Source organism: Phenylobacterium sp. (assembly GCF_044236515.1).
In the GTDB taxonomy this organism is placed as follows: Bacteria; Pseudomonadota; Alphaproteobacteria; order Caulobacterales; family Caulobacteraceae; genus Phenylobacterium.
Map to the genome: position 1 here is coordinate 1 of NZ_JBIIGK010000002.1, position 19,532 is coordinate 19,532.

15 protein-coding genes are annotated in these 19,532 nt (G+C 69.9%); 12 read left to right on the forward strand and 3 right to left on the reverse strand.

Annotated elements, in window-relative coordinates:
* The 12 genes from ACILRF_RS00310 to ACILRF_RS00365 form a co-directional block, all read left to right on the forward strand.
* A partial coding sequence (locus ACILRF_RS00310; RefSeq protein ID WP_395670262.1) for a PAS domain-containing protein occupies nucleotides 1-2,285 on the forward strand: 2,285 nt, incomplete at its 5' end.
* Between the two features lie 49 nt (nucleotides 2,286-2,334).
* Nucleotides 2,335-2,835: a chemotaxis protein CheW gene (locus ACILRF_RS00315; RefSeq protein ID WP_395670263.1), complete on the forward strand. Its 501-nt coding sequence runs from the start codon at nucleotides 2,335-2,337 to the stop codon at nucleotides 2,833-2,835.
* Nucleotides 2,832-4,280, forward strand: a complete 1,449-nt coding sequence (locus ACILRF_RS00320; protein ID WP_395670264.1) for a CheR family methyltransferase — start codon at nucleotides 2,832-2,834, stop codon at nucleotides 4,278-4,280. Before ACILRF_RS00315 ends, ACILRF_RS00320 begins: the two co-directional genes overlap by 4 nt.
* Nucleotides 4,280-4,834, forward strand: coding sequence for a chemotaxis protein CheW (locus tag ACILRF_RS00325; protein ID WP_395670265.1), 555 nt, complete (start codon nucleotides 4,280-4,282; stop codon nucleotides 4,832-4,834). Before ACILRF_RS00320 ends, ACILRF_RS00325 begins: the two co-directional genes overlap by 1 nt.
* On the forward strand, nucleotides 4,831-6,495 hold the full coding sequence (locus ACILRF_RS00330) for a methyl-accepting chemotaxis protein (protein WP_395670266.1): 1,665 nt from the start codon (nucleotides 4,831-4,833) through the stop codon (nucleotides 6,493-6,495). Before ACILRF_RS00325 ends, ACILRF_RS00330 begins: the two co-directional genes overlap by 4 nt.
* 10 nt (nucleotides 6,496-6,505) lie before the next feature.
* Nucleotides 6,506-8,614, forward strand: a complete 2,109-nt coding sequence (locus ACILRF_RS00335; RefSeq protein WP_395670267.1) for a response regulator — start codon at nucleotides 6,506-6,508, stop codon at nucleotides 8,612-8,614.
* Between the two features lie 26 nt (nucleotides 8,615-8,640).
* A complete protein-coding gene (gene cheB / locus ACILRF_RS00340; protein ID WP_395670315.1) occupies nucleotides 8,641-9,681 on the forward strand; it encodes a chemotaxis-specific protein-glutamate methyltransferase CheB in 1,041 nt (346 codons plus the stop codon).
* Entirely contained in the window at nucleotides 9,678-11,291 is a 1,614-nt protein-coding gene (locus ACILRF_RS00345; protein WP_395670268.1) for a response regulator, read from the forward strand. The genes cheB and ACILRF_RS00345 overlap by 4 nt, the downstream gene beginning before the upstream one ends.
* Entirely contained in the window at nucleotides 11,288-13,168 is a 1,881-nt protein-coding gene (locus ACILRF_RS00350; protein WP_395670269.1) for a response regulator, read from the forward strand. The genes ACILRF_RS00345 and ACILRF_RS00350 overlap by 4 nt, the downstream gene beginning before the upstream one ends.
* A 72-nt stretch (nucleotides 13,169-13,240) precedes the next feature.
* Nucleotides 13,241-14,146: a mechanosensitive ion channel family protein gene (locus ACILRF_RS00355; protein ID WP_395670270.1), complete on the forward strand. Its 906-nt coding sequence runs from the start codon at nucleotides 13,241-13,243 to the stop codon at nucleotides 14,144-14,146.
* A 147-nt stretch (nucleotides 14,147-14,293) separates the two neighbouring features.
* The gene (locus tag ACILRF_RS00360) at nucleotides 14,294-14,611 is read left to right on the forward strand and encodes a hypothetical protein (protein WP_395670271.1); all 318 of its coding nucleotides are present in this window, start codon (nucleotides 14,294-14,296) and stop codon (nucleotides 14,609-14,611) included.
* Between the two features lie 52 nt (nucleotides 14,612-14,663).
* Nucleotides 14,664-15,386 carry a L,D-transpeptidase gene (locus ACILRF_RS00365; RefSeq protein WP_395670272.1) on the forward strand — a complete coding sequence of 241 codons (723 nt, stop codon included), beginning with the start codon at nucleotides 14,664-14,666 and terminating at the stop codon, nucleotides 15,384-15,386.
* A 122-nt stretch (nucleotides 15,387-15,508) separates the two neighbouring features.
* Here ACILRF_RS00365 and ACILRF_RS00370 read toward each other — a convergent pair whose 3' ends face one another.
* From ACILRF_RS00370 to ACILRF_RS00380, 3 genes are read right to left on the reverse strand one after another with little or no spacing between them, the layout of a single operon-like run.
* Nucleotides 15,509-16,489, reverse strand: coding sequence for a hypothetical protein (locus tag ACILRF_RS00370; protein ID WP_395670273.1), 981 nt, complete (start codon nucleotides 16,487-16,489; stop codon nucleotides 15,509-15,511).
* Nucleotides 16,486-17,859: a glycosyltransferase gene (locus ACILRF_RS00375; protein ID WP_395670274.1), complete on the reverse strand. Its 1,374-nt coding sequence runs from the start codon at nucleotides 17,857-17,859 to the stop codon at nucleotides 16,486-16,488. Before ACILRF_RS00375 ends, ACILRF_RS00370 begins: the two co-directional genes overlap by 4 nt.
* Nucleotides 17,860-17,866: 7 nt before the next feature.
* A complete protein-coding gene (locus ACILRF_RS00380; RefSeq protein WP_395670275.1) occupies nucleotides 17,867-19,378 on the reverse strand; it encodes a B12-binding domain-containing radical SAM protein in 1,512 nt (503 codons plus the stop codon).
* Between the last annotated feature and the right edge of the window lie 154 nt (nucleotides 19,379-19,532).

A 19,532-nucleotide genomic window follows, 5' to 3' on the forward strand; every position in this document is an offset into this window, starting at 1 on the left:
CGCTCGACGGGGTGAAAACCATGTCGGCGTTCAGCCAGCTGCCGAACAGCCGCTGGACGGTGGTCGTCGGCGTGCCGCGCTCCGAATTCTCGGTCGCGGCGTCGCAGCCGGCCATGGTCGGAACGGCCCTGGCGCTGGTGCTGCTGTCGTTCGGCGTCCTCGCGGCGGTGCTTGAAGCGACCAAGATTGAGCGGCCGATCCGTCAGCTGGCGCTGGCGGCCCGGGCCTGGCGCGAAGGCGGCGGGTTCAAGGCCGAGGTTCGCGGCGCGCCGCTGGAGATCGCCGAACTGATCGGCGCCTTCGATGGCGCCCTCGACCTGCTGAAATCGCGGGAGGACGCCCTGGCCGAGGCTCAGGCGCGGCTCAGCCTGGCGCTTCGCGCCGCCAGCGCCGGCACGTGGGAATGGGACCTGCGGACCGGGGTCGCGAGCTGGTCGCCCGAATTCTTCGAGCTCGTGCGCATCGCGCCGCGGCCGCCGGGCGCCGATCTGACCGACCTGTGGAACAGCCTGATCCATCCCGACGATCGGGCAGAGGTCGCCGAGCGCGCGAAGGCCCTGGACAGTTCGCCGGAGCCGTTCACCGCCGACATCCGCGTGCTGCTCGGCCCCGAGAAGGAGCTACGCTGGCTGCGGACCCACGCGGCGCCAATCGCCGGCCCCGACGGCCGCGTCACGCGCGTGGTCGGGGTCAACCTCGACGTCACGGTCCTGAGGGGGCACGAGGCGGCGCTGGAACGCGCCAACGTCGTGCTTTCGCAAGAGGTCGACGCCCGGACCCGCGAACTCGACCAGATCTGGCGGCTGTCGCGAGACCCGTTCCTGGTCGCCGATTCCACCGGCCGCTGGCTACGGGTCAGCCCGGCGTGGACTGAGATCCTGGGCTGGACCGAGGAGGAGCTGGTCGGCCGCACGTCGGAGTGGATGGAGCATCCGCAGGACCGCCGCAAGACCCGCAAACAGGACGAGCGACTGGCCCGCGGGGAAGTCGTCACCGGCTTCGAGAACCGGTTCCGCGCCCGTGACGGGTCCTATCGCTGGTTCGCCTGGATGGCGGTGCCGTTCGAGGGCTTCAACTACTGCGTCGCCCGCGACGTCACGGCCGAGCGCGACGCCGCCGCCGAGCTCCAGCGCGCCCAGGAGGCGCTGCGCCAATCGCAGAAGATGGACGCCATCGGCCAGCTGACGGGCGGCGTGGCCCACGACTTCAACAACCTGCTGACCCCCATCGTCGGCAGTCTCGACATGCTCAAGCGCCGCGCCACCCTGGATGAGCGGGACGCGCGGCTGCTGGAGGGCGCAGCGCAGTCCGCCGAACGGGCCCGGGTGCTGGTCCAGCGGCTGCTCGCTTTCGCCCGCCGGCAGCCGCTGCAGCCGCGGCCGCTCGATGTCGCCGAGCTGGTGGCCAGCATGTCGGAACTGATCGGCAGCACGTTGGGCCCCCGGATCCGCATCGGCCTCGACGTCCAGCCCGACCTGCCGAAGGTGCGCGGCGACCAGAACCAGCTGGAGATGGCGCTGCTCAACCTGGCGGTAAACGCCCGCGACGCCATGCCGGACGGCGGTTCCCTGACCCTGTCGGCTCGCGAGGTCGACGTCGTCGAGGCCGCGCCCGACCTTGCGCCGGACCGCTACGTCTGCTTGTCGGTGACGGACACCGGGGCCGGGATGGACGATCAGACGCTGGCGCGCGCCATCGAGCCGTTCTTCTCCACCAAGGGCGTGGGAAAGGGCACCGGGCTTGGGCTCTCCATGGCGCACGGCCTCGTCGCCCAGCTCGGCGGCGCCCTGCGGATCTCCAGCCACGTCGGCGTCGGTACGACCGTTGAGATCTGGCTGCCGGAAGCCAAGCCGGAGGCAGCCGCGGCCGCGGCCGAACTCGAGGCCGTGTCGCCGCCTGACGGGGAAGGGGTGCTTCTGCTGGTCGACGACGATGCGGAAGTCCGACTGACGACGGCGGCGATGCTTGCCGACCTTGGCTATTCCGTGGTCGAGGCCAGCGGCGGCCGGGAGGCCTTGAGCCTGCTCGACGGCGGCCTGCGGCCCGACGTGGTGGTGACCGATCACCTGATGCCCGGGGTCACGGGCGCCGAGCTGATCCAGGCGATGCGCAACCGCGGGCTCGCCATGCCGGTGCTGATCGTCTCAGGCTATGCCGACGTGGAGCGCCTGCCGCCGGATCTGCCGCGCCTGGCCAAGCCCTTCCTGCAACGCGAGCTCGGGTTGAAGCTGCGGGCCATCACCGGCGCCGGGACGGCGCCGGTCCGTCACTCCGACGAAAGCTGACCCGCCGGCCCAGCTTGGCGTTCGGCGCGCGATGTGTTCAAGGTCGCGCATGAGCGCTCCGGCCGCCCGCTACGTCCTGTTTCAGTCTTCCGGCCAGGAACTGGCGATCTCCGCCGCCGGCGTGCGCGACGTTCTCCCGACCGCTCCGCTCGACCGCCCGCCGGGATCGCCTACGGCGCTGGCGGGCTTCATGAACGTCGGCGGCCGTCCGTTGGCGGTCATCAGCCTTTCGGCCCTGTTCGGCGGGGCGGAGGCGGGCGACAGCCTCTACCATCACGTCCTGCGGCTGGCGCTGGCCGACGGCGGGCCGGCCATTGGCCTGCTCGTCGAGCGTGTCACCGACGTCGACGCCACCGCGCACGGGGTCGCCCCCCTTGACGCCGCCCAGAGCGTGAACGGCGCGGTCATAGGCAACCTGACCGTCGACGACCGCCTCGTGCCCCTGCTGGACTGGGGCCGGCTGCTGCTGATGGAGGAGCGAGCCCGCATCGAGGATCTCGCCGCCGCGGTCGAAGCGCGCCTGCGCGACCTCGACCAGGCCCCGGCTTGACCCGCCAGCCGGGGCGCTCGCCGACGCGTCCGCCGCAGATCGCCCGCCCGGTGGGCGAGGCCTTCGACCGTCTCAAGCGGCAGGTCATCGCCCGCACCGGCCACTTCTACTACCAGGACAAGGACGATGTGCTCTGGGAGCGCGTCCGCAGGCGCGTCGCCGCCGTCGGGGCGAGCAGCCTCGAGGCCTACCTCGGCCGCCTGGACGACGCCCAGCAGGGGGCCGGCGAATGGGCGGCGCTCGAGAGCGAACTGACCATCGGGGAGACCTATTTCTTCCGCTATCGCGAACAGTTCCAGGCGCTGCGGACGACCATCCTGCCCGCCATCCTCAAGGCGGCCCGCGAGACTAGGCGCCTGCGGATCTGGAGCGCCGGCTGCGCCACGGGCGCCGAGCCGTACTCCCTCGCCATCCTGTTGCGCGAAATGCTCGGCGAGGCGTTCGACAGCTGGTCGATCTCCATCCTCGGCACCGACATAAACGAGGCGTTCCTGGCGGCGGCGCGTGACGCCCGCTTCAGCCACTGGGCCCTGCGCTCGCTCAGCGCCGAGCAATGCGATGCGTGGTTCCATCGCGAGGGGGAGCGTTGGGTGGTCCGGCCCGAGCATCGCAGCCGGGTCCGGTTCCAGCGCGGCAATCTCCTCGACCTTCTCGGGCCGGCGCCGCCGCTGGAACTGGTCGACTTCGACCTGATCCTCTGCCGCAACGTGCTGATCTATTTCCACCCGCAGCAGGTGGCGGAGGTGGCCGGCGCCCTGGTCCGACGACTGCGACCGCACGGCTGGTTGCTGGTCGGCCACGCCGAGCCCAACCCCGAGTTCGGCCGCTTCGCCGACGCCGTCAGCCTGCCGGGCACGGTCGCCTACCGCCCGCCCGGGACAGTGGAGCCCAACGCGCCGCGACCGGAGCCTTGGGCGCCGCTGCCGGAGCCCGCCGCCGAACTGATCATTCCGCCGCCGCTGGCGCTGAAGCCGTCCGTCCTTTCGCCGCCCCGCCCGCCCCCGGCGTCGCCTGCGCCAATCAGCGCCGAGAGCCCGCCTGCGGCGGATCTGGCGGACGAGGTCCGTCGGCGCGCCGATGTCGGCGACTTCGCGGGCGCCGAACTCGCCTGTCGCGCGGCTTTGCGCATCCGGCCCGATGATCCGACGCTGCACTTTTACGCCGGCCTCGTTGAACAGGCCCTCGGCCGGCCGGCGGCGGCGGAGGACGCGTTGCGGCGAGCGGTCTATCTCGACCGCGATTTCGTCCTGGCGCTCTACCACCTCGGCCTGGTGCGTCTGGCGCGCGGCCGCCGCGAAGAAGGCCGCAAAGCGATCGCCGCCGCCGCCCAGATTTCGGGAACCTTGGCCGCAGACATGCGTTTGCGCGAAGGGGCGGGATTAACCGCAGGCGACTTGCGGGAGTTGGCGCGCGTCCAGCTCGAGACGCACGCGGGGGCGACATAATGGCGAACACGGCGACGAAGGGCGGCCCGGCGCAGCGCGGCCAGGGCGTGATCGCGACCCTGTCGACGGCCCAGCGCCGCGCGGTGCTGACGGACCGGGCGTCCCGGCTGGCCCAACGGGGACTGGAGACCCAGAGCGCGCCACGCGAGCGGATGCTTGTCTGCGAGGTCGGTCCGAACCTTTATGGCCTGTCCCTGACCGAAGTGCGCCGCATCGCGCCGTTCCAACGCCGCGGCGCCGCGCCCGCCAGGTCGGCGGCGGCCATGGGCCTGGTAGCCGACGGCGGCGCCATCCGTCCCGTTCTCGACCTTGCGAGCCTCCTGGGCGCCGGCGCGCCGGCGGCCGCATCCGGCTGGCTGGTCCTGCTCGCCTCACCGCACCGGGCGGCGCTCCGGCTCGACACCTTGCCCGAAGCCGCCGAGGTCGAGCCCCTCGACACTGCCGATCCCGACCGCCTTCGTATCGTCGGCGGCGAACACCACGACAAGGTCCTGGTCCGACTGTCGCCGACCGACCTCCTCGCCAACCCCACGCATGGAGCCCAAGCCCCGTGAGCATCGCCAACCGCATTCTCCTGGGCTTTGCGGCCGCTATGGGCCTGATGGTCCTCGTCGGCCTCTTCGGCCTGCAACAGATCGCCGAGGTCCGGAACACGACGACGACCATTGTCACCCGCGACATCGCCGTCGTCCGCCAGATGGGCGTCGTGCGCCAGGTGGCGAACGAGATGCGCGCGGCCAGCGATACGGTGCTCACCGGCTATCTGACCAACGCCGGTACGCGCACTGACAGCGATGCCGCGGTCGCCGCGTGGCGGTCCAAGAGCGCCGAACTTGACGCGGCCTTCACCGCCGCGCGCCAGGCGGCGCGGGAGTACTCGGAAAGCTCGGTTTCGGCGGAACGGGCGGCCGGCTGGCGAAGAATCGAGGCCGAGCTCACGCGCACCACGGAGGCCTCGCGCCAGGGCCGCGCCGCCACCGAGACCCTGTTCACCGGCGTCCGCACCGGTGATCAGGCGATGGTCGCCCAGGCTCAGCAGCAGCTGGCGCAGCGCCGCCTGGAGTTCAACCGCGGGATCGAAACCGTCGACGCGGCCCTCGACGAGCTTATCCAGGCGGGCCGCATCCGCGCCGACGAGGTCTATACGACGGCCCGCAACATGACGATCGGCGGCCTGATCGTCGCCGTCATCGTCGCGGCCGGCGTCGCGTACGCCGTGCGCAACTCGATCGTCGGGCCGCTGAACGGTTTCATGGCCTTCGTGCAGCGGGTCGGCCGTGGCGACCTCGCCGGCCAGCCCGCCAGCACCGGCAAGGACGAGCTCGGGCAGCTGGGGGTGACCCTCAACGAGATGGTCGAGGGCCTGAAGTCCATCGCGCGCCAAAGCCGCGAGGCGACCGAAAATCTCAACGCCGCCACCGCCGAAATCCGCGCCTCGACCCAGGAGCAGGCGGCGGGCGTCGAGGAACAGCTGGCCGCCGTCCAGGAGACCGCCGCCACCGTCGACGAGATCACCCATTCCGGCGCCCAGATCAGCAAGCGCGCACAGGAGGTGATCGCCTCGGCCCAGGCGACGGCCCAGACCAGCACCGACGGCCTGCGCGCCGTCGACGAGACCACCCGGGCCATGGACGCCATCCGCGAACAGGCCGAGGCGGTGGCCGAGAACATCGTCGCCCTCAGCGAGAAGACCCAGGCGATCGGCGACATCATCGCCACCGTCAACGACATCTCAGAACGGTCCCACCTGCTGGCCCTGAACGCCGCCATCGAGGCGGCTGCGGCCGGCGAGAACGGCCGCAGCTTCTCGGTGGTCGCGTCGGAGATGAAGATGCTGGCCGACCAGGCAAAGGACGCCACCAGCCAGGTCCGTTCGATCCTCGGGGACATCCAGCGCGGCATCAACGCTTCGGTCATGCTGACGGAAGAAGCGGTCAAGCGGGTCGCCGCCGGCAAGGAGCGAACCGACACCACCCAGCGCACGATCACCGAGATCACCGGCCGGGTGCAGGAGAGCGTCCAGACCTTCCAGCAGATCGTCGCCTCGACCAATCAGCAGCAGCTCGGCATCGAGCAGGTGATGAGCGCCCTGCAGAACATCCGCCAAGCCAGCCAGCAGACCGCCGCCGGCACCCGCCAGCTGGATGACGCCGCCGGCAATCTGACGCGCCTGTCGCAGCAGCTGCTGTCGGTGGCCGACCGCTACCGCACCTGAAAGCCGGGCCTTGGTCGACATCCGTGCACAGCTGCTGGCCGCGTTCGAGGCCGAGCATCGGGAACATCTCGAAGCCATCCGCCGTGGCCTCGAGAGCCCTGAGACCACGGACCTGCGCGAGATGTTCCGGCGGGCCCACAGCCTGAAGGGCGCGGCGCGCGCCGTCGACCTGCCGCAGATCGAGGCCTTGGCTCACGGCCTGGAGGACCTGTTCGCCGCGGTGCAGGACGGCGCCACCGCCCTCGACCGGCCGACCCTCGATGCAATCCACCAGACCCTCGACCGGATTGAGGCCTTGGCCCACGCCGCGCCAGAACCGGCCGCGGCGCCTGTCCAGGCCGAAGCGGGAACCGAGCCTGCGGCGGAACGCAGCGTCGAGTTCGTCCGGGTGGACAACCAGGCTTTGCGCGACCTGTCTCATTCCGCCCACCAGCTGGCGCGCGACGTCCGGGCCGAACAGGCCACACCGGCGGAGCTGCGCCGCCTTCAGCGCGACGCCCGTCGGCTAGTGCAGCTGTGGGCCGAGCTCGGCGTCGGCATCGCCGGCCGGGCCGGAAGCCGGGCGCGAGAATTGGATCAGGGGTTGAAGGCGATCTCCCGCGACCTCGCGGCCCTGGCTCGCACCCAGGCCCGGGTGAGTTGGGGCCTGGAAGCCGGGGTCGAGGCCCTGCGCGAGCAGGTGGACGTTATCGCCCTGGCGTCGGCCGACAGCGTGCTGGGTGATCTCGGTCGCATGGTCCGCGAACTGGCGCGCGAGGCCGGGGTCGACGTCGACGTGCGGATCGACGGCCTGCAGGTGCGGGCCGAGCGGCGGGTGCTGCAGGCCCTGCGCGACCCGCTGATCCACCTCCTGCGCAACGCCGTCAGCCACGGGGCCGAAACCCCGGACGCTCGCCGCGCGGCGGGCAAGCCGGAACACCGTCTCGTCGGCCTCGAACTCAGCGCCCGCGGCGGGCGGTTGCAGGCGCGGGTCTACGACGATGGCCCGGGGCCGGACCTCACGCGGATCGAAGCGGCCGCCCGGCGCGCCGGCCTGCTGCCGCCGCCCGGTCCCGATGTGCTTCCGCCGTCGCCGGAGGAAATCCTCGCTCTGGCTTTCGAGCATGGTGTCTCGTCGGCGGGGGCGGTCGACCGGCTGTCCGGCCGAGGTATGGGCCTGTCGGTGGTGCAGCAAGCGGTTCGCAGCCTTGGCGGCAGCGCGCGGCTGGCGCCGCGGCGGCCCTACGGCGCCGAGGCGGTCATCTCTGCGCCGCTGTCCACGGCCCGTCAGACCGTGGTGCTGGTTGAGGTCGCCGGGGCGCTCTACGGCGTGCCGGGGTTCGGAGTCGTGCGCCTTCTGCGGCTCGACCCACAGCGACTGGAATCCATCGACGGCGCGCCGGTCGCCCGCATCGAGCTGGACGGGCGCGAACTGGTCGTCTCCGTGGTGGCTCTCGGCGCGATACTCGGCTCCCGGGCGACTGAGATCTCGACCGCGGAGGGGCGGATCAACGCCCTTCTCCTGACGCGGGACGACCGGCACGCCGCCTTCGCCGTCGACACCCTGATCGAGGTGCGGGAGATGGCCATCGAGGCCGTCGAGGCGGTCGGCGTCGACCCGTCGCTGGCGCTGGGCGCGGGCCTGCTGGAAGACGACACGCCGGTGGTGGCGCTGAATCCCGACGGCCTCCTCGACCGCTGGCTGCGTGATGAGCGCCGGCTGGCCGCCGCGGGCCTCGGGCTCGCCGCCCCGCCCGCTGACGCGCCGCGCTCCCGGACCGTCCTGGTGGTCGACGATTCCATCACCACCCGGACCCTCGAGAAGTCGATCCTCGAGGCGCAGGGCTATCGCGTCCTGCTGGCCGTGGACGGCGTCGACGCCCTGCAGATGCTCCGCGCCGGCGAGGCGGTCATCGATCTCGTCGTCGCCGACATCGAGATGCCGCGCATGGATGGCTTCGCACTCCTCCAGGCAATCAAGGCCGACGCCGGTCTCTCCGCCCTGCCGGTCATCCTGATGACCTCGCGTGACGCCGCCGCCGACGTCACCCGTGGGATGGAGCTCGGGGCCGAGGCCTACATCACCAAACAGAAGTTCGATCAGCGCGAACTCCTGGCCACCATCGGACGCATTTTGTGAAGAGTACCGAGCGCCGCGTGCGCGTCATGATCGTCGAGGACTCGCTGGTGGTGCGTCAGCTCCTGACGCACATCATCAGCCGCGACCCTCGTTTTACGGTCGCCGCCGCCGTGGCCTCGGCCGAGGAAGCGCTGGAGGAGATCGGCCGGGTGAAGCCGGACGTCATCTCCATGGATATCCGCCTGCCCGGCATCGACGGGCTGGAGGCGACCCGCCGGATCATGACCGAGCACCCGACGCCCATCGTGGTGATCGCCGACGCCGTCGAGGACGCCTCGCTGAGGATCTCGATGAACGCCTTGCGCGCCGGAGCGCTGAGCGTGGTCGAAAAGCCGGTCGGCGTCGCCTCCGCCGCCTATGAGCGGATCGCCGACACCATCACGACGCAGCTCTTCATCATGAGCGCGGTGCCGGTCATCCGGCGGCGCAACTTCGGGGCCGCGCCGACCGTCGCCCCACCGCCGCCGCCGAAGGCGGGAGCCGCCTTCCAGGGCGCGGCCTTCGTCGCCCTGGCTGCCTCGACGGGCGGTCCGCCGGCGTTGGCCAAGGTGCTGGAGGCGCTGCCCGCCGGTTTCGACGCGGCGGTGTTCGTGGTCCAGCACATGGGCGCCAGTTTCATGGACGGCTTCGCCGGCTGGCTCGATGGGCTGTCGCCGCTGCCGGTGTCCGTCGCGGAGGATGCGGCGATCGCAGAGGCCGGCCGCGTCTATGTCGCCGCCGGCGACCGACACCTTCGGATCGAGGCGGGCGGGCGCATGCGTCTGACCACCGGGGCGCCGATCGCCAGCCAGCGGCCATCCGCCAACGAGCTGTTCTCCTCCCTGGCCGAGGTCGCTGGCCCGCGGACGCTCGGCGTCCTGCTGACCGGGATGGGGGAGGACGGCGCCCAGGGCCTGCTCGACCTGCGCAAGGCCGGCGGCTACACCCTCGCCGAACATCAGAGCAGCGCCATCGTCTACGGCATGCCGGCGGCGGCGGTCCGCCTGCGGGCCGCGCGCGAGGTGCTGCCGCTCGACGGCATCGGAACCCGGATCGCCCAGCTGGTCGAGCGGCGGAAGCGGTCATGAGCGCGGCCGCCCGCATCCTGGTCGTCGAGGACTCCGAAACCCAGGCCGTCGCCCTGCGGGCGGTCCTCGAACAGGAGGGCTATGCGGTCGAGGTGTCGGCCACCGCCGAGGCGGCGCTCGATCGGCTCAACGGGGACCTGCCGGACCTGGTCGTCGCCGACTTCCACCTGCCCGGCATGGACGGGCGGGAGTTGTCCCGGCACATCCGCCTCAACGGCCGGACCCGCGCCCTGCCGGTGCTGATGCTGACCGGAGCCCGCGAAGTCGACGTCGAACGCCAGGGCCTGGAGAGCGGCGTCGACGCCTACCTGCCGAAGTCGGCCGAGACCGAGGTCATGCTGGCCCGGCTGCGCGCGCTGCTGCGGCGCCCACAGGCGCGCACCGTCACCGACAGCCGATCGTTCCGCCCGGTGCGGGTGCTGCTGGCCCACGACAGCCCGACGGCACGCCTGCGCCTGCGCCACCTGCTCGACCAGGAGGGCTACGAGGTCGACGAGGCGACGTCTTCCGAGGAGGCCCTCGCCGCCATCGGCGAGGAGATCGACTGTGTGGTCTTGCCGGCCGCCGGGGCGTCGCTCGACGGCCTGGCCCTGGCCCGCCAGCTGGACGGGATGCGGCAGCACCAGAAGCTGCCGTTCCAGATCACGATCATCGGTCCGGGCCCCGACGAGCCCGCCGCCCTGGCCGCCGCGTTCGAGGCCGGGGCCGACGAGGTGGCGCGCAGCGCCGACACCGACGATGTCCTGCGGGTGCGCCTGCGCGCCCTGCTGCGCCGCAAGACCCTGATCGACGAGAGCCGCAAGGCCAAGGCCGCGGAGGCCCGCGCCGCCGCTGCCGACGAGCTGACCCGCGCCAACGCCGAACTGCAGGCCGCCAACCGCCAGCTCAAGGAAGCGCAGGCGCAGCTCGTACAGTCCGCCAAGATGGCCTCGCTCGGCGAGCTCGTCGCCGGTATCGCCCATGAGATCAACAACCCCCTGGCCTTCATCCTGGGCCACCAGGACACGGTCGAGCGGCTGGTCGGCGCAGCCGGCGGCGAGGCGTCGCCCGAAGGGCTGTCAAAGGCGATCGATCGCCTGAAGTCGATGCGGCTCGGGCTGCAACGCATCCAGACCCTGGTGCTGAACCTGCGCAAGTTCTCGCGGCTCGACGAGGCCGAGAAGCAGCTGCTGAACGTGCCGGACGCCATCGAGACGGTGCTAGCCCTGTTGAAGCCGAAATTGCAGGAGATCGAGGTGCGTCGCCGTTTCGAAGCTGGCGCCGCCCTCCACGGCTCGCCGGCCCTGCTCAACCAGGTGGTGATGAACATCGTCTCGAACGCCGCCGACGCCCTGGGCGGGGAGGGCGTCATCGAGATCGCGACGCGCGAGGCGCCCGGTCGTTATGTCATTGAGATCGCCGATTCCGGTCCGGGCATCCCCACGGAACTGCGCGACCGGATCTTCGAGCCGTTCTTCACCACCAAGCCGGTGGGCTCGGGCACCGGCCTCGGACTCGCCATCGCCTATTCGGTGATCCGGGCGCACGATGGCGCGATCGAGGTGGACGACGGCCCGCTGGGCGGCGCCCGCTTCACCCTTGAGCTTCCCACCCACGGAGGCGCCGTATGAGTGTCCTTCCGACACTGATGCTGGTGGACGACGAGGCTGACATCCTCGTCGCCCTCCAGGACCTGTTCGAAGACCGCTACCGGGTGTTGGCCTTCAGCTCGCCGGCCGCCGCCCTGGCGCAGCTGGCCGCCGACCCGGACGTCTCGGTGATCGTCTCCGACCAGCGGATGCCGGGCATGACCGGCGACGTGTTCCTGGCCAAGGCCCGCCAGCTGACCGACGCGGGCGCCATCCTGCTGACCGGCTATGCCGACCTGTCGGCCGTCACGGCGGCGCTCAACGCTGGCGGCATCGTCGGCTATGTGCCCAAGCCCTGGGAGCCGGACGCCCTGAGGGCCATGGTCGCCGGGGCTTGCGAGCAACGGGAGCTGCGGCGCGCCCTCCGACAGGAACAGGCGCTGCTGCGCGGGCTGATGGACAATGTCCCCTACGCCGTCGCCTTCAAGGACCGCGAAGGTCGCTATCTCCAGCTCAATGCTCAGAAGGCCGCCGCGCTCGGGCTGGCCGCGTCGGCGTGCGCCGGCCGCACGGCCGAGCAGTTGGGCGGGCCGCCGCCGAGCGAGACTGAGCGCTCCGCCCTTACCGACGGACGGGCGGCTCAGGAGGTCGTCGAGACCCCGGCCGTCGTCGGCTCCACCTGGGTGCAGTTCGACTATGTGCCGCTGACGGCAAGCGGCGGCGAGGTCGAGGCGCTCGTGGTCATCGAGCGCGACATCACCGAGCAGCGCCTCGCCGAACAGCAGCTGCGCCAGGCGGACAAGCTGCGGGCGCTTGGCACCCTGGCCGGCGGCGTCGCGCATGACTTCAACAATTTGCTCACCGCCATCGTCGGCAGTCTGGAACTGGCGTCGAAGCGGCTCGGCAACGAGCAGGCGCTGCGTCGCTATCTCGACAACGCCACGCTTGCGGCCCAGCGCGGCGCGGCCCTGACCCAGCGGCTGCTGGGCTTCAGCCGCCGCACCGAGGCCCAGCCCGTGATCGTCGACACGGCCGAGGCCCTGATCGCGATCCGGGAACTTCTCGCCCGCACGCTGGGCGGCGGGGTCCAGGTCGAATGGCGCGTCGCCGACGGCCTCTGGGCGACCTGCGTCGAGGCCGACCAGCTCGAGGTCGCCGTTCTGAACCTCGCCATCAACGCCCGTGACGCCATGCCGGGCGGCGGCGCCGTGGTGATCGAGGCGCAGAACGCCAGCGTCGGGACGGACGACGCCACCAGCGAACTCGCCGCCGGCGATTACGTTCGCCTCACCGTCTCCGACAGCGGCGAGGGCATACCGCCGGAGGTGATGGACCGGATCCTCGAGCCGTTCTTCACCACCAAGCCGGTCGGCAAGGGCACGGGGCTTGGGCTGCCAATGGTCTACGGCTTCGCCCAGCGCTCCGGGGGTGGCCTGGTGATCCACAGCGAGCCGGGGCAGGGGACGCAGGTCGCGGTCTACCTGCCGCGCGCTCGCGAGGGGCTCAACCTGACGGCCAGCCGCCATGGCGAGCGGCCGGTTGAGGCGGGCCTGCGGACCCGCATCCTCGTCGTCGACGACGAGCCAGGCGTGCGCTCGGTCACCGCCGCGGCGTTGCGCGATCTTGGGCACACGGTGCACGAGACCACGGACGCCGCCGCCGGCCTGGAGTTCCTGAAGGCCCGCCGCGGCGACATCGATCTCGTGCTCGTCGACTTCGCCATGCCCGGCATGAACGGGGTCGAGTTCGTCCAGCAGGCGCGGGCCGCCCACGGGCCGCTGCCGGTGATCCTGCTGACCGGCTACTTCGATGTGGAGGAAGTCCCGGCCGACGTGTTGGTGATGCACAAGCCCTTCACCCAGCTAACCCTCGAAGCGGCGGTCGGGTCGGTGGTCAGGGCCGGGACGGAACTGGCCTGACGCCTTGCGCCGGCCGGGCTCGCCCCGTAGGCCTCGCCGCATCCCATAGACCGCGGAGCGCGCGAGAGACCGATGGAGCCGATCTTCGAGGCCTTCCCCACCGTTGCGGCCGCCACGGGCGCGCGCGGTTTCGCCTGGAGCAAGTTGATCGACGCGGGCGGTGATCTGGCGATCAACCTCGCCGTCGCGGCGCTCACCCTTGCCCTGACGATCTGGGCTTCGCGTTGGGCCAGCCGGCTGGCGCGCGCCGCCCTTGCCCGAATGCAGGCCCGGCGCGGCGATGCCGACGTCACGCTCGCGACCTTCGCCGCCTCGATGACCCGAAACGTCGTCCTGGTCGTCGGCCTCGTGGCGGTGCTTCAGCAGCTCGGCGTCAAGACGACCTCGATCATCGCCGTCCTCGGCGCCGCCTCGCTCGCTGTCGGCCTCGCCTTGCAAGGGGCGCTGTCCAACGTCGCCGCCGGGGTGATGATCCTGTTGCTGCGGCCGTACCGGGTCGGCGACGTGATCGAGAGCGCCGGCCGGACTGGGCGCGTCGAGGCGCTGGACCTCTTCGTCACCGAACTCGCCACTCCCGACAACCTCAAGGTGGTGATTCCGAACGGCAAGCTGTTCGGCGACGTCATCGTCAACCACACCTTCCATGACCGCCGCCGGGCCGACGTCCTCGTGCGCCTGCCGCTGGTCGCCGACGTCCAGCGCATCGAGGCTCGGCTCAGGCAACGCCTGGACGACGACCCGCGCGTCGACAGCACGCCGGCGCCGGTCGTCGAGCTGACGGGCGCGGGCGAGGTCTGGGTGGAACTGGCCGCCCGCCCCTGGGTGGCGCGCGAGGACCTCGCGGCGGTGAAAAGCGATGTCATCCTGTGCGCCCGCCTGTTGGAACAAGACCCAGAGGCCGAACTGCCCGCCTTACCGGCCAAGGTGGAGAAGGCCGCCGCCGTCCGTAAGCCCGCGCGAACCCGTCGGCGCGGCTGATCTCCCGCCGGCATAAGTTCCAGACCCCACATATCACCGGTCGGCGGAACAACCTTCAGCGCTTGGGGTTTCCTGCTCAGCCTAGCTTTGCGCTAGCTGCGGCTCCGCTCCCGCGAGCCGGCTCATAAAGCAATGAAGGGAGTGAACATGCGTCTGGTCGCCCGCCCCACGGGGCCCATCCTCACCGCCGCCGCGCTCGTGCTCGGCGGTCTCAGCCTCAGCGCCTGCGCCACCCGAGATTACGTCGACGAACAGATCGCCGCCGTGAACGGCCGCATCTCCGCGGTGGAGACGCGGGTGCAGGACGTCTCCCAGCGCGCCGACGCCGCGAACGCCGCCGCCCAGGCCGCAGCCGGCGACGCCCGCAACGCCAATCAACGGCTCGACCAGATGACCCCGCGGCTGGATTCGATCGAGCAGCAGCAGGCGGCGGCCGCCGCTTCCGGACGGCGCCCGCGCAACTGAGGCGGCGCCATGATAAGGCCGCGCTTCGCCAGCAGGACGTGGAGCTTGGACGATGCGGAGCGCGGCTGACGCCATGAGCCTAGGGTACGCCGCCAAGGCGGCCGCTGTTGCCGCGGCCGCCAGCCTTATGGCCCTGCCGACCGCGCCGCACGCCGCGCCGCGCACGCGGGCGGCCGAGCCGGTCGTTACCCCCTATTTGGCTCCGTCGCCGACGGCGGCGCGACTGGCCGCCTGGATCATTGAGACCGGCGACAACTCGGGCCTGCCCTTCGTGGTGGTCGACAAGTCGGCGGCGGTGGTCTCGGTCTATGGGACCGACGGCGCCGAGCTGGGCTCGACCCCCGCGCTCATCGGCCAGGCGATCGGCGACGACTCCGTGCCCGGCATCGGCGACCGGCCGATGTCGCAGATCCTGCCCGAAGAGCGGACCACGCCCGCCGGCCGCTTCGTCGCCGCCTATGGCCCCGCCTTCGGCGGCGCCCGAACCCTGTGGGTGGATTACGCGACGGCGATTTCCCTGCATCCGGTGGCCACCGGCAATCCCAAGGAGCGGCGAACCCAGAGGCTGAAGTCCCCCAGCCCGGACGACAACCGCATCACCTACGGCTGCATCAACGTCGCCGCCGCCTTCTACAAGGCGGTGGTCCATCCGACCTTCGCCGAGACCAAGGGCGTGGTCTACGTCCTGCCCGACACCCGCTCCCTGGCCGAGGTGTTCCCGAGCTTCGGCGTGCGGGTGCTGGCGGAGGCGGCAGGCGGCGAGGGCGGCCGGTGAGGCGGGGACCGGATGTCGTTCAGGAGCGGATGGTCGGACATCTGTTCTGCTCCGCCCTTGGGTCCGCGGGTGCTTATGCGCTCGTGCGGAGAGCAGACGACGGGGGCGTCAGCAGAGGTTGGTTAGCTGACCTTCGCCGATCTCCGCCACTCATTGCCAACCTGGTGCGTCCCTAGCGAGCGCGCCTCAAGCAGCATCTGCTGACGAGCTGTTGTAAATCGAACGACCGCGCTCCCGAAGGCAGTGAGAGGAACTACGTCGTCCGAACCTCTGATTTCGAGCCCATTCGGCTGGAAGCGAACGGGATTGCCGGACACGCTGTGCCACGTCTCAGCGCGGCCGGCTTGCCGGGCTGGAAGGGCGAGACGCTCCATGATCGCCTGCAACTGCGCGTCCACATCCTGGCAGAAGCCATCGAAGAAGATCGTCGCGCTGCAGCCATCGTGGTGACGGATGAAGTTGCTGGCCTGAGCGTTCCGGAAGATCCAATGGGCAATTGCGTGAGCCAAGGTCCGGGAACTCGGCATCATCGCGTAGGCGATCTCCTGTGCTTGTGGTCGCGGCTTCGACGTCCTCAGGCTCTGCACGTTCCGGCCAGGGCTCCGGAATACGTGTAGCGGCAGCACATGCCCGACGCTCGACGCCTTTAGCGAGGCCGCGAAATGTGCAGGCTTACTGGAGTCCACCAAAGGTCTTTCGCCGCCGATCTGGTGGGCCGCGCGATAGAGGTCGCGTGCGATGGCCCCGAACAGGGGATCAACGTGCAGCGGGCGCCAGGACGGCGTCTCCAGGTGGACGACGCCGCCGACCGCCGAGCGGAACGCGGCGTCAAACCGGCGGGCGTCGGCCACTTGAACCTTTCCGAACGCTCTCGCCAGAACCTCTGTCCAGAACTCACATCTCGAGAAGTTCACGCCGCAGCCGCAGAGCTCGTTTCGCAGAAACCCTCTGCTCCAAAGGTGGGCGACCTCTCCGAGACCCGTAACGTTCGCGGCCTGCTGCACCTTGCCTTCGAGAACGGTACTGCCGCTTCGCGCGCAGCCGATGATGGCCACGATGTCGGGCGCCAGGTTCGTTCGCTTCTCCTCCGCAAGCACGCTCAAGCCTCGTACTGTCCTTGTAGGCGCCGCACGCTTGTTTGGAGGCGGCGCGCGAGGCGCCAGCGTTCGAGTTCTTGAATCGCCGGCCTCCGCTGGTGAAGGCGGCGGTGTTCGGCATAGACTTCACCAAGCAGGGGCTCGGGCCGGAAGGCGTCGATGCTTTCCGCCACACGGGCGGGCTCGATCCTGCCACTGCGGATCCCAGCGTAGAGCTCCAGGATCGCGGCGGCCATTTCAAGCACCGGACTTGCTGAGCGCGGCACCAAGGCGCCGCTCAGGCCGTGCGAGATGACGGTCTCAAGCTGCGGCAGGTGCAAGGCCGCCACGGGCCTTCCGCACGACAAAGCTTCGAGCAGCGCTCGCGGCATGCCCTCGAACTCGGAGGTGAGTAGCCCGATGTGGACCGTCTGCCAGACGGCCGCGATCTCTGCCGGTCGCAGCACGCCGTGGTTTACGACCAAGCTGGAGACCCTCGCATACCCCGGGATAGATGTCAGATCGCCGTCACCAACGTAGTGAAGCTCGACGGGTGCAGGCGCGATGTCCGCCAGCCGTGCCACGATCTCGAACACGAGGTCCAAACGCTTGAACTTGTCGGCGCGCCCGACGTAGGCGAGACGGATCTTGTCCTCGGTCAGGTCGAAGGGGCTGGGGCGAAAGGTCGAAGGATCGGCCCAGGTCGTCAGCGTGGCCATCTTGCGGGCCGCCCAGGGGAAGACGCGCTTGTACATGGCCGTCATCTGCGGGTTCACCGAGAAGAAGCGTGCGGCGGTCGTGGCTGCGAACGCCTCCAAGATCCCGCGGAGCACGGTATGCCGTCCGAGGATCGAGCTCATGGGCTGATCCTTTGGGCCCCAGACGTGCACCATCTGGATGAAGGGACGCCCGAAGGACCAGACGATCGGCGAGAGCTCCACGCGTCTGACTTCGACTGAATAGCTCCCGCGGCGAAGGAGGGGCCGCAACTGCGTCCAGTGACCAACGAGGGCTCGGGCGAACTTGAAGGTTTCTGACGCAGCTATGCTGGCGGGATATTCATTGTAGGCCGTCGGGGCCCGGTAAAGCGGCAGGAAGTCGATCTGCCGGTTGCGGAAGACAACCTGGTTGATGGCGCCAGGATCGAGGTCGCCGATTTCGTCGGGCGCAATCAGCAACAGACGAATGTCGTTCGGGAGGTAGGTGATGAAATCTCGAACGTAGGTGCTCGTCCCGCCGATCTTGCCCCCACGAGGATCGTCGCTGTTGAACAGGCAGACGTTGAGTTTCGCGCCGTCGGACGACGTGGGCTGAGGCGCTGCGGCCCCTTCTTTCTCCGGCGTCAGCCACGGGCGGCGGCGACGCGGCGCGGGTTGACTCGCAGGGCGATTGGACATGCGGCCCTCACATCAAGCCGTCGAACTCGCGTGCGGAGGAGCGGATTTCACGGCTGTTTATGGCGTAGACGGCGTTCAGCACGCGGGTCCGCGCACGGCGGTAGCTGAGGGGGCGTTCGCCCTCGTTCACAAACCCGCGCCGTCCAAACCGAGCGTTCGGGTCGCCGAGCTTGATCTCTGGGAAATCGGTCGAGTCGCGGTGCAGCCGATCGTAGATGATCGTGCCTTGGTGAAGAGAAAAGGCGTTGAAACGGACACGGTCGATGAAAGGTCCATGTCTGCTCAGAAACTCGGACGTCAGATCGAGATCATGAGCCGTTTCGCCTGGATAGCCGCTGAACATTGTACAGCGGATGCTGAGCCCCGCGTCGTGCGCGGTCCGGATGAACTCCGCGTTCCGCTCCACAGTGCACCCCTTGTCGAACAGATCCAGCATCCGCTGGCTGCCGCTTTCGAGCCCGAAGCTTACCCGTCGCATCCCCGACTTGACGGCAGCCTGGAGGTCCCTCTGGCTCAACCCATTGTCGGCACGCTGGTCGACGTGCACCGTCCCGATCCACTGGGCTCCAGGCACGTTCCGCTGCACATTCTCGGCGATCCCGCGCATGAGGTTCGGATTTGAATTCAGCTTCAAGTCGAGGAACATGAAGTTCTGCGTCTGGTGGCGGCGAGACTGTTCGCGCATCTCGTACATCACGTCGTCGACGCTGCGGTTCCGGAAGGTCCGTCCCGATACAGAGCTGATGTCGCTGCAGAAGGTGCAGCGGTCCCACTGACAACCTCGACCTGCCATAAGCGGGATGATCCGGACCCTGTAGCGCTCCCATGGAAAGTCGGTGAAATCGGGAACCAGCCGTCGACTCAGGGGGCGCAGGGGCCTGGCGTCCGCCGTTCGTTGGCCGTCGGGCAGAGTGACTCCCTCAAACGCGGTCAGGTCGCCGCCCCGGCACAGCGTGCGGACGAGGTCGGGCAGAACCGTGTCAGCTTCCGCCCCGACGATCGCGGCGACACCTTCGATATCCCTCCAGGCCTCGGCCACCTGTGGAAGGTTGAAGACCGGACCGCCCAGCAGCACGGGCACTCGGGCCTGAGCCGAAAGCCGCGCCAGCGCCTGGACCGTGTTGAAATGCTGAAGGTAGGCGGAAAGCAGGAGGGCGTCCGGCTTGCCCTCGAGGGCGCGCTTGACCATCGCGAGCACTCTGGGGTGAGGCCGGTTCTGCCTCCCGTAGTAGGCCGCTCGAGCAGCATCTCTCGCGATCTTCATTGGGCCGGTCGCAAAGTGCAGCCGGCGCGCGAGATGATCCAAATACCTGTCGGGCCGCTCCCGTTCGACCGCCGGCACGTCATACGCGAGTGGCGAAAGCAGGTCGGCCTCGAACCCTGCGTTCCGCAAAGATGCGAGAAGAATGCCGATCGCCAGCGTAAGAAAAGTATAGAAGTTGTTCAGGTCGACAACGACGACTCGAAGCCCGATCGGGGTCGGTTCCAGCCCGATGCGCTCTGTTGTCGGAGTGGACACCGCGCCGAAGCTCCCGCCGCAGGCACTTTGCGGGTTGATACAGCGAGTATCACAGCTCGTTTTACTTGGTGGGCCGCTCACCTGAGGCTGGTTCCATTGTCCGGCAGAGGCTCGCCAGATCAATTCACCAGGCCGTTACGAGCGTAACCAATGA

What these genes read in the sequence shown, in the direction of transcription:
- ACILRF_RS00360 (WP_395670271.1), top strand. Translation starts at nt 14,294, where the DNA reads ATGCGTCTGGTCGCCCGCCCCACGGGGCCCATCCTCACCGCCGCCGCG.
- ACILRF_RS00365 (WP_395670272.1), top strand. Translation starts at nt 14,664, where the DNA reads ATGCGGAGCGCGGCTGACGCCATGAGCCTAGGGTACGCCGCCAAGGCG.
- ACILRF_RS00355 (WP_395670270.1), top strand. Translation starts at nt 13,241, where the DNA reads ATGGAGCCGATCTTCGAGGCCTTCCCCACCGTTGCGGCCGCCACGGGC.
- ACILRF_RS00345 (WP_395670268.1), top strand. Translation starts at nt 9,678, where the DNA reads ATGAGCGCGGCCGCCCGCATCCTGGTCGTCGAGGACTCCGAAACCCAG.
- ACILRF_RS00350 (WP_395670269.1), top strand. Translation starts at nt 11,288, where the DNA reads ATGAGTGTCCTTCCGACACTGATGCTGGTGGACGACGAGGCTGACATC.
- ACILRF_RS00315 (WP_395670263.1), top strand. Translation starts at nt 2,335, where the DNA reads ATGAGCGCTCCGGCCGCCCGCTACGTCCTGTTTCAGTCTTCCGGCCAG.
- cheB (WP_395670315.1), top strand. Translation starts at nt 8,641, where the DNA reads ATGATCGTCGAGGACTCGCTGGTGGTGCGTCAGCTCCTGACGCACATC.
- ACILRF_RS00375 (WP_395670274.1), bottom strand. Translation starts at nt 17,859, where the DNA reads ATGTCCAATCGCCCTGCGAGTCAACCCGCGCCGCGTCGCCGCCGCCCG.
- ACILRF_RS00325 (WP_395670265.1), top strand. Translation starts at nt 4,280, where the DNA reads ATGGCGAACACGGCGACGAAGGGCGGCCCGGCGCAGCGCGGCCAGGGC.